The 21,616-nt window shown below is 55.2% G+C and carries 22 protein-coding genes; 4 read left to right on the forward strand and 18 right to left on the reverse strand.

The window, feature by feature from the left end:
- Window positions 1-154: 154 nt before the first annotated feature.
- Window positions 155-1,780: an ATP-binding protein gene (locus PVA01S_RS10585; protein ID WP_127607434.1), complete on the forward strand. Its 1,626-nt coding sequence runs from the start codon at window positions 155-157 to the stop codon at window positions 1,778-1,780.
- Window positions 1,781-1,871: 91 nt separating this feature from the next.
- On the opposite strand, the gene PVA01S_RS27710 is transcribed toward PVA01S_RS10585, so the two are convergent.
- From PVA01S_RS27710 to PVA01S_RS10630, 9 genes are all read right to left on the reverse strand, one after another.
- Window positions 1,872-2,060, reverse strand: coding sequence for an IS3 family transposase (locus PVA01S_RS27710; protein WP_164751793.1), 189 nt, complete (start codon window positions 2,058-2,060; stop codon window positions 1,872-1,874).
- Window positions 2,061-2,397: 337 nt separating this feature from the next.
- Window positions 2,398-2,757 (reverse strand): transposase, encoded by a 360-nt coding sequence (locus tag PVA01S_RS10595; protein WP_127607436.1) that lies wholly within the window; start codon window positions 2,755-2,757, stop codon window positions 2,398-2,400.
- A 105-nt stretch (window positions 2,758-2,862) separates the two neighbouring features.
- A complete protein-coding gene (locus PVA01S_RS10600) occupies window positions 2,863-3,261 on the reverse strand; it encodes a carboxymuconolactone decarboxylase family protein (protein ID WP_054797939.1) in 399 nt (132 codons plus the stop codon).
- Between the two features lie 26 nt (window positions 3,262-3,287).
- Entirely contained in the window at window positions 3,288-4,958 is a 1,671-nt protein-coding gene (locus PVA01S_RS10605; protein ID WP_127607438.1) for a thiamine pyrophosphate-binding protein, read from the reverse strand.
- Window positions 4,959-5,506: 548 nt separating this feature from the next.
- Window positions 5,507-6,256: a GTP cyclohydrolase II gene (locus tag PVA01S_RS10610; protein ID WP_372813497.1), complete on the reverse strand. Its 750-nt coding sequence runs from the start codon at window positions 6,254-6,256 to the stop codon at window positions 5,507-5,509.
- A gap of 160 nt (window positions 6,257-6,416) precedes the next feature.
- Window positions 6,417-7,334 carry an arginase gene (gene rocF, locus PVA01S_RS10615; RefSeq protein ID WP_127607442.1) on the reverse strand — a complete coding sequence of 306 codons (918 nt, stop codon included), beginning with the start codon at window positions 7,332-7,334 and terminating at the stop codon, window positions 6,417-6,419.
- 5 nt (window positions 7,335-7,339) lie between these two features.
- Window positions 7,340-8,290: a proline dehydrogenase family protein gene (locus PVA01S_RS10620; protein WP_230875907.1), complete on the reverse strand. Its 951-nt coding sequence runs from the start codon at window positions 8,288-8,290 to the stop codon at window positions 7,340-7,342.
- 86 nt (window positions 8,291-8,376) lie between these two features.
- Window positions 8,377-9,576 (reverse strand): ornithine--oxo-acid transaminase, encoded by a 1,200-nt coding sequence (locus PVA01S_RS10625; protein ID WP_054800353.1) that lies wholly within the window; start codon window positions 9,574-9,576, stop codon window positions 8,377-8,379.
- Window positions 9,577-9,604: 28 nt separating this feature from the next.
- Window positions 9,605-9,808, reverse strand: a complete 204-nt coding sequence (locus PVA01S_RS10630) for a hypothetical protein (protein ID WP_127607444.1) — start codon at window positions 9,806-9,808, stop codon at window positions 9,605-9,607.
- A gap of 517 nt (window positions 9,809-10,325) precedes the next feature.
- Here PVA01S_RS10630 and PVA01S_RS26580 point away from each other — a divergent pair.
- Window positions 10,326-10,499, forward strand: coding sequence for a hypothetical protein (locus PVA01S_RS26580; RefSeq protein ID WP_155613858.1), 174 nt, complete (start codon window positions 10,326-10,328; stop codon window positions 10,497-10,499).
- 102 nt (window positions 10,500-10,601) lie between these two features.
- On the opposite strand, the gene PVA01S_RS10635 is transcribed toward PVA01S_RS26580, so the two are convergent.
- The 8 genes from PVA01S_RS10635 to PVA01S_RS10670 form a co-directional block, all read right to left on the reverse strand.
- Window positions 10,602-11,564 carry a carbohydrate kinase family protein gene (locus PVA01S_RS10635; protein ID WP_127607446.1) on the reverse strand — a complete coding sequence of 321 codons (963 nt, stop codon included), beginning with the start codon at window positions 11,562-11,564 and terminating at the stop codon, window positions 10,602-10,604.
- A gap of 19 nt (window positions 11,565-11,583) precedes the next feature.
- Window positions 11,584-13,041, reverse strand: coding sequence for a glycoside hydrolase family 32 protein (locus PVA01S_RS10640; RefSeq protein WP_127607448.1), 1,458 nt, complete (start codon window positions 13,039-13,041; stop codon window positions 11,584-11,586).
- 197 nt (window positions 13,042-13,238) lie between these two features.
- Window positions 13,239-14,216, reverse strand: a complete 978-nt coding sequence (locus tag PVA01S_RS10645) for a LacI family DNA-binding transcriptional regulator (protein WP_127607450.1) — start codon at window positions 14,214-14,216, stop codon at window positions 13,239-13,241.
- A 139-nt stretch (window positions 14,217-14,355) separates the two neighbouring features.
- A complete protein-coding gene (locus PVA01S_RS10650; protein WP_054797943.1) occupies window positions 14,356-15,324 on the reverse strand; it encodes a D-2-hydroxyacid dehydrogenase in 969 nt (322 codons plus the stop codon).
- A 77-nt stretch (window positions 15,325-15,401) separates the two neighbouring features.
- Window positions 15,402-16,109, reverse strand: coding sequence for a DNA alkylation repair protein (locus tag PVA01S_RS10655; protein ID WP_127607588.1), 708 nt, complete (start codon window positions 16,107-16,109; stop codon window positions 15,402-15,404).
- A 114-nt stretch (window positions 16,110-16,223) separates the two neighbouring features.
- The gene (locus PVA01S_RS27500; RefSeq protein ID WP_280531815.1) at window positions 16,224-16,358 is read right to left on the reverse strand and encodes a hypothetical protein; all 135 of its coding nucleotides are present in this window, start codon (window positions 16,356-16,358) and stop codon (window positions 16,224-16,226) included.
- 45 nt (window positions 16,359-16,403) lie between these two features.
- The gene (locus PVA01S_RS10665; RefSeq protein WP_127607452.1) at window positions 16,404-18,416 is read right to left on the reverse strand and encodes a Na+/H+ antiporter; all 2,013 of its coding nucleotides are present in this window, start codon (window positions 18,414-18,416) and stop codon (window positions 16,404-16,406) included.
- A 470-nt stretch (window positions 18,417-18,886) separates the two neighbouring features.
- Complete coding sequence (locus PVA01S_RS10670; RefSeq protein ID WP_127607455.1) at window positions 18,887-19,282, reverse strand: hypothetical protein; 396 nt, start codon at window positions 19,280-19,282, stop codon at window positions 18,887-18,889.
- A gap of 194 nt (window positions 19,283-19,476) precedes the next feature.
- On the opposite strand from PVA01S_RS10670, the gene PVA01S_RS10675 reads away from it, so the two are divergent.
- Window positions 19,477-19,698: a hypothetical protein gene (locus PVA01S_RS10675; protein ID WP_127607457.1), complete on the forward strand. Its 222-nt coding sequence runs from the start codon at window positions 19,477-19,479 to the stop codon at window positions 19,696-19,698.
- On the forward strand, window positions 19,695-20,588 hold the full coding sequence (locus tag PVA01S_RS10680) for a YitT family protein (RefSeq protein ID WP_127607459.1): 894 nt from the start codon (window positions 19,695-19,697) through the stop codon (window positions 20,586-20,588). Before PVA01S_RS10675 ends, PVA01S_RS10680 begins: the two co-directional genes overlap by 4 nt.
- A gap of 85 nt (window positions 20,589-20,673) precedes the next feature.
- On the opposite strand, the gene PVA01S_RS10685 is transcribed toward PVA01S_RS10680, so the two are convergent.
- A complete protein-coding gene (locus PVA01S_RS10685) occupies window positions 20,674-21,504 on the reverse strand; it encodes a M23 family metallopeptidase (protein WP_127607461.1) in 831 nt (276 codons plus the stop codon).
- Between the last annotated feature and the right edge of the window lie 112 nt (window positions 21,505-21,616).

Here is a 21,616-nt window from a genome sequence, read left to right on the forward strand (position 1 = left end):
CCTTCCCGCTGCTTTCAAGCGCGTATTCGTCGGACTTCACATCCAAACAATATTTATCGATACGACATTAACTGACATATTTTTCAACTATCTCGATATATAATATAACAGGTAACCCATATTATGGAATAAATGAACAGGAGTAAAGACAAGAATGAGTAACAATGTGATGGACGCCATACTGGAATCTCAAGAACGCTGTAAACAAATCGGATTAAATCCTGCTCTTATTCCATCCCCTTCCAAGAAACTGTCAGCTCGTGAACTATATAACCGACGCATGAAATATGACGAGCTGCTGTCCGTCATGAGCCTCTTTGCCGGGCGGGTCATCCACTTGTTGTCGCACACCCCGATCCTTCTCGTTCTAACCGACGAGCAAGGATTTATTCTTGAAATGTACGGCGACCAGTTAATTAAGAAAACCGTCATGGATCTCGGCATCATCAAGGGCATTCAATACAGCGAAGAAGATATGGGCACGAATTCGGTACATCTTGCCTTACAGGTCGACGCGCCGGTGGCCATTATCGGGGAAGAGCACTACCATCAGGCGCTTCATCAATCGGCTTGTTACAGCGTCCCGTTTCATTTCTGCAGCATATTCCCGCTTTCGGGAACGATTTCGTTATTGACTACTCTGGAGCAGAACAACCCGATTTATTTGACGCTGCTCAGCAACATTGTCGATTCGATCGAACGGGAGATCCTGCTGATCAAAAATAATCGTCAGCTCGACCTGCTCAACCGCATATTAATCGAAAATATGCGCTACGGGATCATCATTACCGACGTTTACGGCCGCATTACGGAATCCAGCCCGTTCATCGAACAAATTACGCAAAGCGCGAAGGCCGATCTGATCGGCTGCTCCGTGTTCGACATCGATCCGTTCGGCCGATATATGTTTGAAGTGCTGCAGCACGGCAAATCCTTTGAAAATGTGGAAATTACGTTCGGCAATCCGCTGAACGGCGGACTCGTCTGCCAATTCGACAGTTATATCATTTATGACGAGCACCGCCGGACCAAAGGCATGTGCGCGCAGTTTCGCGACATTACCGAGCGCCATATGCTCGAGAAGCAAATTATCGCCGCCGAGAAATATTCCGCCATCGGCAAGCTGGCGGCCGGACTCGCCCACGAAATCCGCAATCCGCTCACGTCCATTATCGGATTTATCAAGATGTTCAAATCAGGCGCTGTCCCCCCGGAGAAAGAAAAGCTGTATATCGATATGGTGTACAGCGAGCTGCTCGGATTAAACGACCTCGTTTCGCAATTTGTGCTGATGGCCAAGCCCAGCGTACCCGACCGCAAGCAGATCGATATTCAATCCCTCGTCGAAGATACGCTGCATTTCATGGAAAGCCAGTTTATTATGAAAAACGCTTACGTTCAATACCCCCTAAGCGGTCAACCGATCTACCTGCATGCCGACCCCGCGCAAATCAAACAAGTGCTCATTAATATATTGCAAAATGCCCTGGAAGCTTTACACGAGAAAGGTACGATCCAAGTCAGCATCGAACGCGACGATAAGCATGTGCGGATTCGAATCGAAGATAACGGTATCGGGTTAACCGAGAACGAGCTGAAGCAAATATTGCATCCTTTCTTTTCCACCAAGGAGAACGGGCTTGGGCTCGGGCTGTCCGTCAGCTACCGCATTATCGAAAACCATGGCGGCACGATCGATATCACCTCTACGAAATATGTCGGGACGACGATGACCGTCGTGCTTCCGCTGCCCTCAGCGCAGCCTCCGTACAGCAAGTAAAGCTGCATAGGTTTACGCACGCTTGTATACGCCAAGAAGAACCGTCCGCTCTGAACTGGTCAAGTTTTTGTAGACAGAGATATTAAAGCCGCTAAGCGCACTCCTTCCTGTAGGGAATGGGTGCGTTGTTTTTTAATCTAGATTGAGGCCTTTCGTTATTGTGAAAGAGCGCATGAACATACACAGCCTCCCGTAGTTCCTCAGGACTCCCAGGGCGGTAGTCTATGTACAGCTCATTCTTAAACCAACCAAAGAAGCTTTCGACGGGGAGGCGGTTCACTCCATCCGACCAAGCTTTAGCTACAGGCGTGTCACGGATCGACTTCGCAAGGATGGCTGGTGGACAAGTAAATAACGTGTACTCAAGGCCATGCAGCGGCTAGGAATTCAGGCAAGGCTTCGAAAAAAGCAAAAGCACAGAGTAGGAACGGAGCATCATTCCGTCGGTAATGTCCTGAATCGGAACTTTACTGCTACACGCCCCATGGAAAAGATCGTTACCGATGTTACATACTTGTATAGTCGCGGTACCGTTCAATACTTGTCTGTCTTCGTTGATCTCTACAACAATGAGATTTTGGAACTTGAAGTCAGCGACAGGAACGATCTTGAGCTTGTCATACGTCCACTCCAAAGACTGCTTTCCACCAAAAAGAGCGATTTTGGAGCTTTTTTAATTGTGCGATCTCCAATTTTAGTTTCGCGTTCTCGTACTGTAATCGTTCCATCTCGGAAGTGAAGGTCGTTTTAGGTCTGCCAATAGCAGGCGTTCCCTTAGGTCTGCCCTTCGCTTTAGGCTGTAAGCCGCTCGCACCATGCTCGATATAGATTGTCCTCCAACTACGGATAAGCCTTGGTTCTAATTGGTGCTGGACAGCCAGTATTTCTATGGATATGCCTTCTTTAAGATGCTGCTCCACAAGCCTTACTTTAAACTCCTGCGAATGTTTACGATGGATGGATCCTTTTTTGGACATGAAAAAACAACCCCCTAGGTAGACTTTTTCGGCTTTTTAATGCCATGTCTACATAGAGGGTAGCAGTTCAAACACGGGCGGTTCTTCTTGGCTGCACTCCGCAGGTTACGCGCGCGCTTCCGTTTCCACACTCACGCCCCGCTCTTGATAAATCCTCATGACGACCTGCAGCGCGCCGATCGCTTTCGGGAACCCCACGTAAGCGGAGCAATGCATGAGAAGCTCCACGATGTCCACCGGCCGTACCCCGACGTTCAACGCCGCATGGACATGAAAGTCCAGCTGATCGACCGCGCCTTGCGTAACGAGCGACGATAGCGTAATCAGCTCCCGCTGCTTCTCGTCCAGCGCAGGTCTCGTATAGATGTCGCCGAAACCGTTCATGACAATGAGCTCCTCGAACGCCGGGTAAAAGCCGCGAATCGCTTCAAGCGGCGGAAACTGTTCCAGTCCGGTAAGCTTGGACATGACTTGTTTGCCTTGTAAATAACGATCTTCGCTCATAGACAGCTCCTCCTTGATGGCATGCATTAGTCTAACGTTAACAATCGGGTTAAAATCGGCGGAATTTCCAACGGATCGACCATGATCTCGATAACCGTCGGTCCGTTATGCCGCAAAGCTACGGTAACAGCCGTTCGCACCTGATCGGCGTCGAAGCACCGGTGGCCGGCCGCTCCCAAGGACTGCGCAAACATCACCGCATCAAGCGGCGCCGTATAAATCGCCCCCACGCTGCGACCGGTATTGTAAGACATCCCTTTATCGACCATGTCCAGCCTTCCGTTGTTCAGTACGACGAAGATAACGGGGAGCCGGTGATTGGCTGCCGTAGACACTTCGGTGCCGTGCATCATGATGCAGCCGTCCCCCGTTAAACACACGACGGTGCGGTCCGGAGCAGCCGCTTTCGCGCCGATCGCATAACCGATCGCATGGCCCATCGCGCCGAACACGTCATCGAACACAAAGGTCCCGGCTTGCTCGACAGCGAAATGCTGAAGCGCGTAGAACGTATGGCTGCCGTCGTCGCCAAAAACGATAGCATCGGAGGGCAAAGCGTCGCGCAACGCACGAACGGCGTCAACCGCCGACAACACGCCGGCCTCCGCATCGCTTAGAGGCGTTTCCTCGACCTCTCCGGCCGTTGCCGCGGCTGCCGCTTGCGCCGCCGTATGCTCCAGCTCGATGAATCCGGCGCCTTTCTTCAACCGCGCGTTCATACGCTGCAAGTTTTCCTTGGCGTCACCCAGCACAAGGCACGTCTTGACCGGCAGCGCCTTGCCGACGAAGGTCGCATCGCAATCGAAGTGGATCACCTGCTGCGGCATCATCTCCGGGGTGAACCCGGACAAGGTCATATCGCTCAATTTGCTGCCGACGACGATCATCAGATCCACACCCGATTTCAAATACTGCCGCGCGGCTTCCGTACCGCCTAAACCGAAGTTGCCGAGGCAAAGCGGGTGCGAGGTCGGGAACGCTCCTTTGCCGCCCGGACTTAAGATGACCGGGAGCCGGAAGCTTTCGGCCAGCGTGCGCACCTCCTCATACGCGTTCGCCGCCATGACGCCTTTGCCAAGCAGGAGAACCGGCTTCCGCGCGTTTCCGATGAGCTCGATCGCATCATCGAGATTCGGCGAGATCAGCTTCGGGATGTGCGTCGGCAAGGGAATGGAGAACGGTTCGATGGACGCTGTCAAGATGTCGAAAGGAATGCACAAATGCGCGGGACCTTTTATGCCGGAGCAAGCTTTCTCAATCGCATGCTGCACATACCGCTGCACCAAATCCGCACGCTCCACTCGTGCGCTGAAAAGCGTGACGGGTTCGAACATTTTCACCAGATCCGTACCGAATAGACTCGAGTCTTGTCCCATCGCCTTTCCCGAGTCTTCCGCCGAAGGTTGTCCGGTCAGGATCAACAAGGGGACATGATACGCCTTCGCTTGTCCGGCCGCCGTCAATAAATTCGTTCCGCCCGGCCCTGACGTGCCGACGGCCACACCCAACGTCCGATTCATCATGGCGTAGCCGGATGCCGCGAACCCCGCTCCCGACTCGTGCCGGGTCAAGACGAACTCGATGCCTTCCGCATCAAAATCCAACATAATCGGGGATATGGGTTTACCAGGAATGCCGAAAATATGGTCGACTCCCCATTTTTTAAAATTTGCCGCCAGTACTTGAGTAACTCGCATCGCTCTCTTCTCCTCTGTCTCTATAATGCCTTACTGGGGAAATGCAGGCAGGCTTAAACTCGGAAGCCGGAATAGGCGGGCAGGCGCTCGCTCTGCCTGCATCCATGCGCGACTCATGCTTGTGGTCCGCCGGGCTGAGCGACCCCGGGAGGAACGGATGCATAGCGGCTTACACCGTTTGACATCCTATTCGGTCAAGCTTGATTTCCCTGCGCTTGACCCCAATCGTATGCGACCCAAGTAGGAAAGCCTATGCGATTGGCAGCTTTGATTAGCATTTAATTCCACATTTAGGATAAAAATCCCTTCTTTTTTTCGATAATTTTCCAAATTTTATGCATGTTTCCACATTTATCATGTAGAAATCCGATTTTTCGCCAAATCATGAGCTCCATCGTGAATGGAAAAGCCGGAAGGGTCCCCGCTTCGTTTCGACATATAAAAATACCCTTCGCCGCCTTAGATGAAGGCGCGAAGGGCACTGTTTACTTCTTCCATTCGTTATATGCGCCGGCGGACGGCAAAAAGATTTGACTTTCGGACACCGGCTAGTCATCTTCATTCGGACACCCCGCGCCGCTTCTCCAATGGCCGGAACGCGCCACTTTGGTTTGCAAATATTTTTCGTTATACGGCGAAATGTCACCCCACAACGGAATTCGGTCTTCGACGTTCATGCCCGAAGCCTTGAGCGCTTCCAGCTTCTTCGGGTTGTTCGTGATCAATGTCACCGGCTTTTGCCGCAAAAATCGAAGGATGCTGATCGCGTCGTCATAATTGCGCGCATCGTCCTTGAAGCCGAGCTCCAGGTTGGCTTCCACGGTATCAAGACCTTTCTCCTGCAAAATGTAGGCCATCGCCTTGCTGAATAAGCCGATGCCCCGCCCCTCATGATTAGCCAAGTAACATAGCGCGCCCGTTCCGTGCCGTACGATCATCTTCATCGATTCATGCAATTGAAACCCGCAATCGCAGCGCTTGCTGCCAAAAATGTCACCGGTGTGACAAATGCTGTGCATGCGGATGAGCGCCCGCTCGGCGCCGGCAAAATCACCGTACACCAGCACGCTGGACTGCTGCTTCTCCGCCAAGTTAAAGGAAGAGAGACGTCCGATCAATTGCTCCGTATCCGCCTGTTCCCGGCATATTCGGGCTGCCGCCGGATCATGAACCGGAAGCCAGCAGTACCACTGAAACAGGACCGTTTCCCCGTCCAACTCGACCGGCAGCCGTATCGGTCCGACCAAAATATTCGTCGTATTCGAGCCTGCCACCGTTTGAATACTATCGTCCAGCATGGCGGCGATATCGTGAGCGATCAATCGTATTCCACCTTCCTCGGACCGGGTCCGAACATGTTATACTAACAATTTGTCCCTGGGCTTGAAAAATATGCGCGCCGCGTTGAAGCCCCGCCCGAACGCAGCCGCACGGCGAGCCCCCCGCCAGCGCCCCCACTCACAAAATCTTCTCCCCGAACAACGCGCCGATGAGCTCAACCGCGGCCAGAGCCGTCCGGTTCTGCCGATCGAGCAGCGGGTTCACCTCGACGAACTCGGCGCTTCGGAGCACGCCCGCGTCGGCCAGCAGTTCCATCGCAAGCAAACTCTCGCGCAAGCGGATTCCGCCGGGGACAGGCGTACCGACACCCGGAGCTTCGCACGGGTCGAGCCCGTCGAGGTCAAGGCTCAGATGAAGGCCGTCCGTACCGTCCGCTGCCCGGTCCATCGCCCGCTTCATGACCTCTTCAATGCCGAGCCGCTCGATATCGCGCATCGTAAACACAAGGATGCCCCGCTTCTTGAGAAATTCACGTTCGCCGGGGTCGAGCGATCGCGCGCCGACCAGCACCGTATGCTCCGGCTGCACCTTCTCCGTCTTGCCGCCAATCCCGGTTAATCGGGGATGCCCGCAGCCGAGCGCAACCGCCAGGGACATCCCGTGGATGTTGCCGGAGGGCGTAGTCTCGGCGGTATTCACGTCGCCATGGGCGTCGAACCAGATGAGACCCAGCTTGTCGACGCGGCTGGACATCCCGGCCACCGTGCCGATGGCGATGCTGTGATCGCCGCCGAGCACAAGCGGCAGGCGGCCGTCTCCCGCCGCCTTCGCCACCGCCTCGCACAGACGTTCGTTGACTGCCGCGATTTCGTCCAGATGGCGCAGGGAGCTTGCCGTCCCCGGGACGGATAAGGAGCTGCACCGTTTCACGACCAAGTCTCCTTCATCCTTAACGCTGTGCCCAACCTGCTCCAATCGGCTGACCAGACCGGCGTTGCGAATCGCGGTCGGTCCCATGTCCGCGCCGCACCGGCTTGCTCCCAAGTCCATAGGCACCCCGATAATGGACAGCGTCCTGCCCGTTAGCTTCGTCATGCTGCTCACCTCTGTCCTGCATAATCGGATGAAGACCGGAACAAATGCTTGGCCACGAACCAGAAATTCGCCGGCCGCTCGGCGATGCGCCGCGTAAAGTAAGGGTACCAATGACGGCCGAACGGCGTGTAAACCCGCACGGCATAACCGGCATCCGCCAGGCTCCGCTGCAAATCGACGGCAATCCCGTATAGCATCTGAAATTCGAACCGATGCCGGGGAACGGCCAGTCGTTCGGTCAGCTCAAGCACGCTGCCGATCATCCGCGGGTCATGCGTCGCCACCGCCGCGTACCCGCCCTGCTCCAGGTGGGCGCGAACGAGACGGACGTAGGCCGCATCCACCTCCCGCTTACGGCGATACGCGACATCGGGCGGTTCGCGGTAAGCGCCTTTGACAATGCGCAGGTTCGTCCCTTGCGTTCCGATCTCCCGGACGTCCTGCTCGCTCCGGAACAGGTACGATTGCAGAACGAGTCCGATCCGTTCCGGACCGAAACCGCTGCGCAGCTGGCGAAACAAATCCACCGTCGCCTGCGTGACCGAAGAGTCCTCCATATCGATCCGCACGAAATTCCGGCAAGCGGCCGCCTCGCTTGCGATGCGTTCCATGAGCTTCAAGCATAGTCGAGGATCCGTCTTCAACCCGAGCTGCGTCAGTTTGACGGATACGTTCGCGCGCAGCCCATGCCGTTCGATGACCGGGAACAGCTCCGCAATGGCGGCGGCGGTTTGCTCGGCCTGACGAGCATCCGATACGTTCTCGCCCAGCAGATCGAGCGTAGCCAGCAGTCCGCGCTCGTTCAGCCTTTTCACTTGGGCGAGCGCCTCGGGCAGCGATTCTCCGGCAATGAATCGATCGACGCCGAACTTCATGCCGTGTTTCTCAAAGAGCCACCGGACCGGAGCAAGCTCCGCCACGGTCAGTACGCTTCGTCGAAGCATCGGATCCAGCATACGGGCGCCTCCCTTACCAGCATTCGGAAATGAGCTTAAGCGCCGTCAACCTTGACAAGCCCTTACGGGAGTAAGGATTCACGCCGTCAGCTCCTTTCCGTCAATACGTCTTCTACGCAATCTGCCGCCCAATCAAGCTCATCCTCCCGAATCGTCAGCGGCGGGGCTATCCGGATGACGCGATCGTGCGTTTCTTTACAGAGCAATCCGGCTTCCATCAAGCGCTCGCAGTACGGTCTGGCCGGCCCCTGAAGCTCTATCCCGATCAGCAGTCCTTGACCGCGGACGTCCCGAATCAGGGGCGAGCGGATCTGCTTGAGCCGTTCCAGCAGCCAAACGCCTGACGTCCGGGCGCGTTCGGCCAGATTCTCGTCCTCCAGCACCTGCAGCGCGGCCAGCGAAACGGCGCAGGCCAGCGGATTGCCGCCGAATGTCGAGCCGTGCGAGCCCGGATTGAAGACGCCGAGCACTTCACGGTCCCCGGCAACGGCGGATACCGGGAGCACGCCGCCGCCAAGCGCTTTACCGAGCACGTAAACGTCAGGCTGCACGTCTTCCCAGTCGCAGGCGAACTTCTTCCCTGTCCGGCCGAGCCCCGTCTGAATTTCGTCCGCGATCGTCAACACCCCGTGACTGCGGCATAAAGCGGCGGCCTCGCGCAAATAACCGGCAGGCGGAATGATGATCCCGGCTTCGCCTTGTATCGGCTCGAACAGGAAAGCAGCCGTTCGCTCGTTTATCGCTTGCCGAAGCGCTTCGGCGTCGCCGAACGGCACCGTGACGAAGCCTGGCGTGAACGGACCGAAGCCCGCCCGGTATGCGGGCTCGGTGGAGGCGGAGGTCACGGCAATCGTGCGCCCGTGGAAGTTGTTCCGGCACACGATGATTTCCGCCTGCGAATCAGGAATGCCTTTGACCTCGTACGCCCAACGCCGTGCCGCCTTGATCGCCGTTTCGACCGCCTCCGCCCCGGTGTTCATCGGAAGCACGGTCGTTTTGCCCGTCCAGCGGCATACCGCTTCGTACCAGTCTCCGGCCAGGTCGTGGTGAAACGCCCGCGACGTTAACGTGACCCGTCCGGCCTGCTCCGTCAACGCCTGAATAATTTTCGGATGCCGGTGCCCCTGATTCACAGCCGAGTAGGCGCTCAGCATATCCAAGTAACGCCTGCCGTCCGCATCCTCCAGCCAAACGCCTTCGGCGCGTGTGATGACGATCGGCAGCGGATGGTAATTGGCGGCTCCGTACAGCTCCGCCTTGCGAATGAACGGTTCGGAACGGTTCATGCCGTCCCCTCCTCTCTTCCTCTTGGCTTTAGAGCATCAATTCTTCCGCCGCCTCCTCCAGCTTCAGGAAGCCCAAATAAACGGAGCGGAACAACCTCGATACATCCGCGTCGCTTAACAGCTCAGGCTTGAGATCGTCCATGTACGCTTGACCCTTCCAACGTCTCAACCATTCCAACTGCTCCTGCCGCGAACGGGGAAAAGACAGCGGCACCGACAAGTCAGCCATCACGTTCACCTACTCCTTCAGGATGATGGAATACCGTTTTTCGCGATTAATGAAATGTTGGAATTTTCAGACTTTATTACATCATATGATCGACATTTCCGCTTCGTGATGTTTTTATGCTCGTGCCCCTGAAGTGCCAAGCCTGTTCCAGCACAGGTATGTAGCGACAGAAAAAAGGCGCAGCCGCCTGACGTATCGATGTTTTGTTTGGCCACAAACAAACACGATATCCCAGGAAGTACCCCTCTATCAGGTATTGTATTCACTAGGCCGAGCTGTCTTTCCTCCCCCGGTCTCCCCGGCTTAATACGGCACACGGACCGGGACGCAGCCCCTTGCATACGAATAGCCCGCTTCCCCGGCAGGAAAGCAGGCGGTTCGACAGTACGTATTCGCGGCTGGTCCGGCGTCCGCCCATTTGCATGTCTCTCTTCAACCGAAGTATAATGAGAACACACGTTCCTTGAGGAAAAACATACCTATTTACGCACATTATAAGGACAACAGGTGATCGAATACGATGGACCCGAACCGCTTTTATGAGGAAATCCGAATCAAGTACCAAGGCGAAGATCGCGCCAAGTTGGTCATGCAGCAGCTCAGAACGTATCAAGAAAGCAAAAAGCACCGCAAATGGTGGCAGAAGCTGCGCATCCTCAGGAAAACAAAAACGCAGCCCAAACCTTGGGATTGAAGCCGTTCATGGATGCCGCGGGATCACTGGCCATGGCATCCGGGCGATCGTACACCCGGATTCGCAATTCCAGCCAGGCGGCCCAGGTTGACCGCCGCCTGGCTACACGCCTCCAAGCATCCGCAGCACGTCCTCGTTCCCCGGCAGCGAAGATACGGCGCCTTTACGCGTCGTTGCGATCGCGCCCGCCGCATTCGCGTAAGCCAGCATCTCCCGGATGACGCCCGGTTCGAGACCGTTCACCGGTAATTCGCGCGTATGCAATTGATACAGCAGCGCCCCGATGAAGGCGTCTCCCGCGCCGGTCGTGTCCGCCACGGTAACGGAGTGCCCCGGGACGGCGACCCGTTCGTCCGCCGTATACCAGACGGCGCCGGCTGCGCCTTTCGTATAGACCACGTGCCGGACGTCGCCCGTGAACAACGAGGCGATCGCTTGTTCCTCGTCCTCCAGCCCGGTGACGAAGGCTAGCTCCTCATCGCTGATCTTCACGATGTGCGCTTTCGGAAGAAACGCCAGAATCGTCCGCCGGCACGCCTCCGGACTGCTCCACAACGGCAGCCGCACATTCGGATCGAAGCTGACGATGCCGCCCATGGCTTTCACCGCTTCAATCGCTTGAAGGTGCGCATATTTCACCGGCGCTTCGATCAAATCGACCGAGCAAAAATGCAGAATGTCGCCGTTCCCGAACGGAATCCCTCCGATCTCGTCCGCGGCGAGCAGCATGTCCGCGCTCGGATTGCGGTAGAAGGAGAAATCCCGGTTCCCGTCGCTGCTCAAGCTGACGAAGGCAAGTCCCGTCTTGGCTTCGCCGGTTCGAAGCACATGACGCACATCCACGCCTATGCCGCTCATCGTCTCGACGAGGAAATCCCCGAACGCGTCGCGGCCCAATTTGCCGATAAACGAGCTTAAGCCGCCGAGCTTCGCAACCGCGCACGCCACATTGAACGGAGCCCCGCCGGCAGCCCGTTCGAACCCGCTCACATCCTTCAGCCCGATGCCCTTTTCCGTTGGAATAAAATCAATCAGCGCTTCCCCAATCGTATACACGATAGACAATGAACGTCCCTCCTAAATATTAACCGATATCCCATTTCGTCAACGAAACGACCCTGCACTCGCCTTCGGAGAATAACGCAATTCCGCGCGCCTGTTCGTTCGGATAAATACGGCCGGTCATCACCTTATGCCCCTTCCCGAGGAACACCTCTACAGAGGAGACGTCGACGAAGATTCGCAAACTAAGCTTGCCGTCCTCCAGCTCGATGGACGTTTTTCTTTCCCCTTTCGGTCCTATCCCTGAACGATCGCGGTTGAAGCGGAACTGCCGCTCCTCCGCATGATAGGACAGCACGGTTTCCTCCCGACCGGACGTACGCAGCTTGATTCCGAACGCCGACGCACCCTTGGCCTCGATCACAACCTTCAGCTCATAACGGTCTCCTTGCGTCTCCAGAACCCGCTCCCCCTTCAGTATAACATCTGAAAGTTCGTAAGGGGCTTGCCGATACGCTTCGATCTCGTCCACTGGCTTGAACACCAGACGGTCGCCGTCCGTCAGCACCTCGCGCGGAACGGTCATCGCCCCCGCCCAGTGATGTCCTTGCTGCGTCGGCATCAACGATTCCCACATATCCATCCAGGCGATCATAACACGGCGGCCTTGTGCGTCAATCGTCGTTTGCGGGGCGTAGAAATCGAAGCCGTAATCGATCGGATAATACGCGTCATAATGAAAGCGGCCATCGTCCGTATCCAAGTGCCCGACCATATACGTCGTGGAATGCAAATTGCAATAATCGTCCCCTTGCGCGGGCACCCGCTGAGGCGACATCATCAGCACGTCCTTCGAGCCGAGCGCGAACACATCCGGACATTCCCAGTTATCGCCCAGCGTTCCATCGCTCTTCGCGATGACGTTCACATACTCCCAGTGTACCAGATCCGCCGATCGATACAGCAAAATCAACCCGTGTCCTGCGCCGTCATTCGATCCGAGCACGGCATAATACGCGTCTCCGCGCTTGAACACCTTCGGATCGCGGAAATCTTGGCGGCTCACGCCCTGCGGAATCGCCCCGGCAGCAATGACAGGATTATCCTTCCATTTCACGAAGGTCACCCCGTCCTCCGACACGGCGATCGCCTGCTCTTGCCGGTAGTCCCGGTCCTTATCCGGTCCGGTCTCGACATGCCCGGTATACATCAAGTACAGACGTCCCTCATGCTCGATCGCGCTGCCGGAGAAGCAGCCTCCCTGATCATAAGCTTCATCGGGCGCGAGAGCGACCGGCAGGTGCTCCCACCGGATCAGATCGCCGCTCACCGCATGGCCCCAATGCATCGGCCCCCATTTGGCCTCGTACGGATAATATTGATAGAACAAATGATACGTTCCGTTATAATGGATAAACCCGTTCGGATCGTTCATCCAGCCGTATTCGCTCATGAAATGGTAATGCAGCCTGAAGTCCGAACGCAGCTGATGTTTGTTTTCCCGAATAAAGCGGTTTGCTTTCTCTACGGTATAGGTCATTATGCATCCTTTCCGATCGCGCTGCGTCTTATATTTATTTAAGGAGCCCTGCACATTGAACAAGGGGAATATAAGGGCCATTATAGATGTCAAAGGTTTGACATGTCAATCGTTTGACATCATACGGTTTACGAAACTACGAAGCATCAATGCCCCGTAGTCCCGTTCTTAGCGCAGTCGTCTAGTCTTCATTCCGGTTACGTAGACTCCCGTTCGATCAATTCGACCGGAAGAATGTTGTGATAGTCGAATTCGGATTCGTCCAATTGCCGCTGAATAAGGTCAATCGCCAATCGGCTCATCTCTTCAATCGGCTGTCTTATGGTAGATAAGGAGGGGAACATCCAGGAAGCCGCGTTGACGTCGTCATATCCGACGACCCGTACGTCGCGCGGCACGTCTTTCCCGAGACGCCGGCATATTTGCACCACGAAAGCCGCAATGATATCGCTGGTCGCAAACACGCCGTCGATGTCGGGATGCTGCTGCAGCAGCTCTTCAATAATACGCTCGTACTGGCTTTGGTCGAACACGTTCATATCCGTTTGGATCATGACATGATCGGTCCCGCTCTGGTTGACGACGTTCTTAAACGCTTCGCTCCTTTGATTCGCAAGCAAATTAAGCTCTAAATTTCCGCAAATATGCGCGATCTTCTTGCAGCCCTTCCCGACCAACAATTTCGTCGCCAGCTCGCCGCCGCGGTAATTGTCCGAAGCGACAAATGGAATGTTGTCGCCGATCCGCCGATCCATGGTCACGACAGGCCGGTTTATATGCTTGTATTCCCCGACTTCCAACGTATGGCTGCCCATAATGATGCCGTCGACCCGGTTTCGTTTCATCATGTCGATATATTCGCGCTCTTTATTCGGGTCAAGCAAGGAGTTGCACAACAGCAGCTTAAATCCGTATTGATGCGCGTAGTACTCCAGATGCGTCGCCAGCTCACCGAAGAACGGATGGGACACGCTCGGCAGAATCAGCCCGATCAGGTTCGATTGCTTCTTCAATAACGAGCGCGCGATTTCATTGGGGCGATAGCCAAGCTCGTCCATGCATTCGTATACTTTACGCCGCGTCGCTTCGCTAATATAACCCCGATTGTTCAATACGCGCGAAACCGTCGTTACCGAAACCCCTGCCTTTAACGCTACATCATTAATGGTTGCCATACGCCGTACGTGTCTCCTCTTCTCCTCAAAAAATGGCTTATGCCAAACATACCTGAAAATGATCCTTGGGTAAAGGACAAGCTGGCCTCATATGCCGCCGTTATTGGCAAGGCACAGGCTTACGAACCTTCCCTCCCGGCTAGCCGCCCAGGTTATTGACGGCATTCACGGTAACCCCGTTCATAAACGATCGGACGTTGTCGACCGCCGTTGCCATTAATCGGGCTCTCGCTTCTTGAGTGGCCCAGGCAATGTGAGGGGTAATGATGCAGTTCGGCGCGGTAAGCAGCGGGTGTTCGGCCGGCGGCGGCTCGACCGCCAACACATCGAGCGCAGCGCCCGCGATACGTCCGGCGTGCAGAGCCTGAGCCAACGCCTGCTCATCAATAAGCGCGCCGCGCGAAGTATTGATGAGGAAGGCGGAGCGCTTCATTAATTCAATGCGCTCGGCATTGATCATGCGCTCGGTAGCCGGCGTTAACGGGCAGTGCAAGCTGACGACGTCCGATTCGGCCAGCAGCCGCTCCAGCGGCACCCACTCGACGTCTTCATGCGGCGGCGGAGTCGTCCGGCCGCTGCCTGCGGCAAGCACGCGCATGTCCAGCGCCCGGGCGATCCGGGCCGTTTGACCGCCGATCCGGCCCAGCCCGACCAGCCCCATCGTCTTCCCGGACAATTCGACCAGCGTCGACCGGGTGAAACAGAAGTCCTGACTGCGCGACCACTCGCCCTGCTTCACCGCCTCGTCATGCCGCCCCACCTGCGAACTGAGCTCCAGCAGGAGAGCGAATACGAATTGGGCGACCGATTGCGTGCCATACGTCGGCACATTCGTTACGGGAATTCCCCTCTGACGGGCAGCCTCCGTATCGATAACATTGTACCCCGTCGCCAATACGCCGATATACTTAAGCTTGGGAAGGCGGGCCAGGGTATCCGCCGAAAGCGGCGTTTTGTTCGTAATCAAGATCTCCGCTTCATAAGCGCGATCCACAATCTCCTCCGGAGAGGTGCGGTCGTATACAACCAAGCGCCCCAGCTTCTCCCATTCACTCCAACTCAAATCCCCCGGATTTAAGGTATAACCGTCCAGTACCACGATGTTCATCAACGTTTTCTCCTCCCTGAAGCTCCTGTTCTTTCTTGAACTACCATCCCTTATACGGTTTATTTATAAGGCCTGGTTTAACAAATACAAGTCTTCTTCTTGATTCCGGTCTTTCCCAGCGCTTCTACTTTGCGGATGTATGCCGTGGCGAGCGGCACCTTGCAAGCGGTTTCACCTACATCCACATGGACCTTGCCGATTTGTTCCGCCACTTCCCTCGCTTCCTCCTGCAGAGCGGCAATCGAGGTGCCTGCCACGATAACGAAGCCGTTCATCGTGTAACGCACGCGGTTACGCTCTTCATGAATCGTCTCCCGCACCCGCTTCAGCAGACCGCGGATTTCCGCGATATCCAGCTGCTCGTCCGGTGTTATCGAGATGTAGTTCGCATACGTGCTCCAGCCGCACGCAGCGATCAGCTCCTGGTCCGAATCGAGCCATTCCCTCGCCAGATCGAGCGCGAACGGACTTTCCGCCGCTACGCCCGCCACCGTATACTCGGCAAGCATATGCCAGTATGCCTGCCTGGCCCAAGTCTGAAGCTGTTCCTTCCCCATCTGTTTCGGATTTACCGACAGCCCGGCCAAATACATCGCGTCATGATTACCGGAATCGTATAACGCCAGCGCTAACGCCTGATCCTTGCGAACCTGCTTCACCAACGTTTTTAAATCTCCGATCTTCACACCGAAGCAAGGTTCTTTGGCCCCGTGACGAAAAAACGTTTTTTTCGTTTGTTCCGTTCCCATGGCTTCTAGCTTGCTCATAACCTCTTCCAAAGTCAACATAACCACTTCCTTATAAGGCGCAGTTTAGTTATATCCTATCACACTCCCGGCCATCTCCCAAGTATCCAAATCATATAAAAGAGCCACATTCGTGGCTCCCGCTCCATCGCCTCAGAAGAACAGGCAGCTTGCGAATGAAACCCGGTCTCTCCGCTTGCCGCCCAGCAGCTTGTAGACCGGCACGTTCAGCTTTTGCCCATCCTCTCGAGACAAGCGAATTCGATGCTGGCCAGGAGCTGTTTTCACTCCCCGGCTAAAACCAATACCATAATCCCGCGGGATCAGCACCTTCTACAACCGTCCCTCTCCCTGCCGCCGAAATGAAGGGTCGTTATGCTCCCCGACGGATCGCGTCACCTGATCGAGACAACGGAGAAGCCGTCCCGCCAGTTCACGGGTTAGCTTGCCCGAATCCACCAAATCGCGGATTTCCTCCCGTAGAGCGCGGACCGCTTCCAGCCAATGCTTCGGCTGATACAAGCTGAAGGCTTCCTGCCCTGCCTGTCCGCTTGCATCGGGGCTCAACAGCTGTACTCTGCGGCTGTATTCAGCAATGACGGATAACGATATTTCACGATTGTCATTCCGGATGCGCTCTTTCATGGCGGCTATCGCCGCTTTGTACATGTCGATTTTAGCGCAGCGCACCGATTCCGCATGTCGGATAAACCGGGCGATGCTTCTGCCTTCGATTACGAACAAGCCCGAGATGAACGATCCCATGTCGCGGAGGGAGGGTGCGGACGGAAAGGGCGTCCCTGGTGTCAACAGCAATTCCAACTGATTCAGCAGCTCTTCAAACTTATAAGCCGTCTCCCGGGAAATGCGTTCGTTCTGAAATAAGCTGCCCGCCTCCTCGCGCTCTGCCTGAATGCCGATAAGCCGGATTTCCGACTCCCGAAGCGCTTTGCGCTCCCGTTCTTCGGAGATGACCGATAGCGCAGCCGCTTCGCTGCAAACCGACAGTTCCTCGCGGATCAGACGGATCGTCGCCTGGAGGATTCGAATGCCGCCCGCTTGTCCGATCTCCTCTTGCTCCGCTTCGGCAGCGTCGTCTTCTGTCTTCATGAGCACCGGCAGCACAAAGCTTGCGGTTACCATCGTGAATACGATAACCCCGGCCGCCATAAAAATAATCAAGTCGCGTTGGGGAAAGGGCGACCCGTCCTGCAGCGTATAAGGAATGGAGAACGCTGCGGCCAGCGTGATCGCGCCCCGGACGCCGGATAAAGCGGTCAGCAGAGCCGGCTTCAGCTGCGGCTTGGTTATCTTATTACGGCTGCCGAGCAGCCAGGCTCCCGTCCAGCCTGCATAAATCCACAGAAACCGGAGCGCAAACAGCCCGGTGGAAAGGACTGCCACATACAAGAGCACCCGACTGATGTCGAAAGCCCCGCTCTCAACAGTAACAGCGGTGACGACGGGAATGTGCAGGCCGAGCATGATGAATACCAGTCCGTTCAGCATCAATAAAATAACCGACCAGGTGCTGGCCGATACGATTTGCAGCTTGAGCATGGAGGATTCGGCGCGTTCCTGCTCGATCGCATGTACGATGCCGCCCGCGACGACAGCCAAAATGCCGGATACGTGCAGTTCCTCTGCGGTCAAGTAAATGAAGAACGGCGTAACGATTTGGAGCAGTGTTTGTAGCGTCGCTTCTTCCACGCCCAGACGCCGGATCAGCACCCGGAGACGAATGATCAGGAACGATAAAGCAGCTCCGCACACCGTTCCTCCGATTGCCATCCACACGAAGCTTAAGCTCGCCGCCGACAGGGAGAATACGCCCGTCAACATGGCGGCTATCGCAAATTTGAAAGCGACCATGCCGGATGCGTCGTTGATCAGCGCCTCCCCTTCGAGCAGACGAAGGATGCTCTTGGGCAGATGAACTCGGCGGGAGATGGCGCCTACGGCCACCGCATCGGTCGGCGAGAGAATGGCCGCCAGCGCAAAGGCAGCGGGCAGCGGAATGGAAGGGATCAAACCATGTATGCCGTACCCGGCAATAAACACCGTCGCGAACACCAAACCCAGCGCCAGCAGCAGAATCGGGGCCTTGAGCTTCCATAGCTCGTCCCTTGGCGTTTTTCTGCCGTCATGGTACAGCAGCGGCGCGACGAACAGCACCAGAAACAGTTCCGGATTCAACGGAACGTGAATGCCGAATGGCGATAACGCGGCCAGACAGCCGAGAACGACTTGAAGGAGAGGAAGCGGCACGGCCGGCAAGAACCGGTGAACGATGACGGAACCCACAATAATAGCGAGCAGGATGAGAATATCGATAAACAGCTCCATCTCGAATCCCCCTTCTTGTGTAAGCTCGAACCCTGTATGGGCACTATCATTTATTTAAACCAAAATAAGAAAAACGTACCGGGACGGGAGCGCGGGGTGCGCGGTTGCCGTGTGTCCGGGACGGGGGCGCGAGGTTGGGCATTTCGGACAAAATGAATTTAAGGGAACATTTGTTCTGTAATCCAACTACATAGTCGGCCGGGCCTACGCAGCGAGCGGACTAAACGGCTCAGCCGCCCGACATATCTTCCACATCTCTAACATGAATTTGATAATCACTGACCCTCTCGCCACATCCCTCGATCAGCGAACACGTAGACGCTTATGCTGCTTGTTATACCGCTTCCGCCGTTTCCTCCGCCATAAAATGCCGGTGACCCCGCGAGAATCCTATTTACTGCCCATAATTTCCCCGGAAATGATTTGCCCGTTCCAGCTCCAGAACGACAATGTTTCGTGCGTCAGCCCCTTCACATGGGCCGCGTCCGCTGCCGTGCCCGTCTGTTCCCAAGTCCAACCGAGCAGGCGGCATGCGTTGATAGGGCACAAATATATTGGCCAGGCCGGGAAGTGTTGCGGGTCGAGGATATTTTCCAACCGCCGTCCGGGAACAGGCGGACGCCTTCGACCAGCACGGTTGCGAGGAGCTTGCGCAAAGCTGCGATGATAGAAGCCGAATCGGCTGTTCGCGCCGAACAGCTTCTCCAAGGCGAAGTAGGCGGTTCAGCTTTTACCCGCCAAGTCCATGTTGATTCTTGCCAGCCCGACAAAAAAACGTTCGTCAAAACGTCCAAGCTATCGGCTGTCGTATCTTCCGCACCGCCCATCGTGCGGGAGCTGTCGAGCCCCTTTCCCTTGCGGATCAAGTAGCAAACGTGCTTCTGATGTCCGGGATCTTCCTGGGCTATCTGGAATTAAACGGTTAGTTTTTCACGACTTTGGTGATGCCAGCATCCCTTGGAACGGATCGATCGGTTCGGCTGATCATTCAAAAAGTTGCGCGTTCGTATACATTGGTATACAATTTATGTGAACATTATTAACATATAAGAGGTTTATGATGGCGGAAACTTATCGCAAATCCAAAGTCGAGCATTATGTCTCGCGACTCCTGCTTCGAAAGAACGCTTTGAAGCGGCAAGTGGAGCAAGCGGAATTTGTGGAGATGAAAGATTTTTTCAGAGGGCAGCTCGCAGCCATCGATTTGATTATCGATGAGTTGACCGCAGAGTTTGCGCTTGAAGAATCACATACAAAGATCGAGGGGGAATCTTGCTCATGAACACAGGCACGACAGCGGCTAAACAGCAGCCGCAGCACAGCCAAATCAAGAAGTTGAAATTGCTCCGCAGGTCTATTTTCATGACCATAGGGGCTGCAATGGTTTCGGTAGGCTTAGAAATTTTTCTGGTGCCCAACAAAATCATCGACGGCGGGATCGTCGGCATTTCCATCATTTCCTCAGTGTTAAGCGGACTGCCTCTAGGTATTTTTCTGTTACTTCTCAACCTTCCGTTTCTTATTGTAGGGTATAAGCAAATCGGAAAAACGTTCGCGATTTCCACCCTATACTCCGTCCTGATCATGTCGATCGGCACTACGCTGCTCCATCCGGTCCCGCCCCTTACCATCGATCCGCTGTTAGCTGCGGTATTCGGCGGCATCATTCTGGGCATCGGCGTAGGCCTCGTCATCCGCTCCGGCGGATCGCTCGACGGTACGGAAATCGTGGCGATCTTGTTCAGCAAGAAGTCGGCGTTCTCGGTCGGCGAAATCGTCATGTTCATCAACCTCTTCATCCTCGGAAGCGCCGGCTTCGTGTTCGGCTGGGATCACGCCATGTATTCATTGATTGCTTACTATATTGCCTTCAAGATGATTGACATTACGATCGAAGGGTTCGACGAATCCAAATCCGTCTGGATCATTAGCGACTACAACAAGGAAATCGGCGAAGCGATTCTCCACCGTCTAGGCCGTGGAGTCACGTATTTGAACGGCGAGGGCGCCTTTACCGGAGGCCCGAAGCGAGTCATTTTCTGCGTGATTAACCGCCTTGAAGAGGCGAAGATGAAGACGATCGTAGAGGAAATGGATCCTGCCGCCTTCCTCGCCATCGGCAACATCCACGATGTGAAAGGCGGACGCTTTAAGAAGAAAGATATTCATTGAGTGGAACAAGCAGGCCAAAAACCTCCACCCCCGCCGGATCTGGCGGGGGTGGAGGTTTTTCATGAATCATATCCGTACAGGAGGTCTACTTCCCGTTCAATTGCCACCATTTCAGGTACGTGTAAGGATCAACGGGTTGCCATGGATTAATAGTATAAATGCCGAAGTGCAGATGCGGATCGAATTTTCCTTCCGTGCCGACCGGCCCGTAACCGGTATTTCCTACATAGCCGAGCAATTGGCCTTTCCGAACGGTTGCGCCCTTCTTCATGCCGTCCGCGTAGCCGGACAAGTGGGCATAGTAAAATTGCGTATTGTCATCCACTTTGACCGAAATGCGCCAACCGCCATACTCGTTCCAGCCGATGTTTACGATGGTTCCGTCCATGACGCTGTAAACGGGCGTTCCCTTCTTCGCCATAATATCGACGCCTTCATGTGTTCGAGTTTCCGTCCCGTCCGGAGACCATGTCCGGGAATCGGCGTAATTGTTCGTAAACGGTTCATATGTACCTGCCCGCAGCGGGAAAATGCCTTCCAGATATGCCGCAGGCTTTTGCGGAATATGAATGGCGAGTCCCGGCCATATATTGTTCGGATCGGCGATTTGCGGGTTCGCTTGGATGAGCGTGAGTGTGCTGATTCCGTAACGGGCGGCTATTTTCCAAAAAGTATCGCCGTTTTGGATGATATACGTATTCGGATCGTCAGGGAGCTGTAAGACTTGCCCCGGATAAATCGAGGTCGAGGATAGCCCGTTTGTTTTTACGATTTGATCAACAGTCGTCTTGTTTGCCGCAGCGATTTTCCATAAGGAATCTCCCGGCTTGACCGTGTATGCGGATGCATGGGCCGTCAAGGCGATGGACATACTGGCTACGGTGCTCATGAGCAGGAAAGTAATCTTTTTTCTCAAGCGGTGCCAACTCCTTTGATGTATTATGCTTGCACCGTTGATTATAGACGAGGAAACGTTTGAATTCTAACGTTAAATATTGGGAAGAAGCCCACCGCACAGTCACGCGAAC

The sequence above is a fragment of the Paenibacillus validus NBRC 15382 genome, from assembly GCF_004000985.1.
Classification (GTDB): Bacteria; Bacillota; Bacilli; order Paenibacillales; family NBRC-103111; genus Paenibacillus_G; species Paenibacillus_G validus.

Coding starts and splice junctions, on each gene's coding strand:
- PVA01S_RS10625 (WP_054800353.1), bottom strand. CDS start 9,576: ATGAACCGTTCCGAACCGTTCATTCGCAAGGCGGAGCTGTACGGAGCC.
- PVA01S_RS10650 (WP_054797943.1), bottom strand. CDS start 15,324: ATGAACATCGTGGTACTGGACGGTTATACCTTAAATCCGGGGGATTTG.
- PVA01S_RS10600 (WP_054797939.1), bottom strand. CDS start 3,261: ATGAGCGAAGATCGTTATTTACAAGGCAAACAAGTCATGTCCAAGCTT.
- PVA01S_RS10645 (WP_127607450.1), bottom strand. CDS start 14,216: ATGGCAACCATTAATGATGTAGCGTTAAAGGCAGGGGTTTCGGTAACG.
- PVA01S_RS10640 (WP_127607448.1), bottom strand. CDS start 13,041: ATGACCTATACCGTAGAGAAAGCAAACCGCTTTATTCGGGAAAACAAA.
- PVA01S_RS26580 (WP_155613858.1), top strand. CDS start 10,326: ATGGACCCGAACCGCTTTTATGAGGAAATCCGAATCAAGTACCAAGGC.
- rocF (WP_127607442.1), bottom strand. CDS start 7,334: ATGACGAAGCTAACGGGCAGGACGCTGTCCATTATCGGGGTGCCTATG.
- PVA01S_RS10620 (WP_230875907.1), bottom strand. CDS start 8,290: ATGCTGGATCCGATGCTTCGACGAAGCGTACTGACCGTGGCGGAGCTT.
- PVA01S_RS10610 (WP_372813497.1), bottom strand. CDS start 6,256: ATGCTGGACGATAGTATTCAAACGGTGGCAGGCTCGAATACGACGAAT.
- PVA01S_RS10605 (WP_127607438.1), bottom strand. CDS start 4,958: ATGCGAGTTACTCAAGTACTGGCGGCAAATTTTAAAAAATGGGGAGTC.
- PVA01S_RS10595 (WP_127607436.1), bottom strand. CDS start 2,757: ATGTCCAAAAAAGGATCCATCCATCGTAAACATTCGCAGGAGTTTAAA.
- PVA01S_RS10680 (WP_127607459.1), top strand. CDS start 19,695: ATGAACACAGGCACGACAGCGGCTAAACAGCAGCCGCAGCACAGCCAA.
- PVA01S_RS10585 (WP_127607434.1), top strand. CDS start 155: ATGAGTAACAATGTGATGGACGCCATACTGGAATCTCAAGAACGCTGT.
- PVA01S_RS10665 (WP_127607452.1), bottom strand. CDS start 18,416: ATGGAGCTGTTTATCGATATTCTCATCCTGCTCGCTATTATTGTGGGT.
- PVA01S_RS10675 (WP_127607457.1), top strand. CDS start 19,477: ATGGCGGAAACTTATCGCAAATCCAAAGTCGAGCATTATGTCTCGCGA.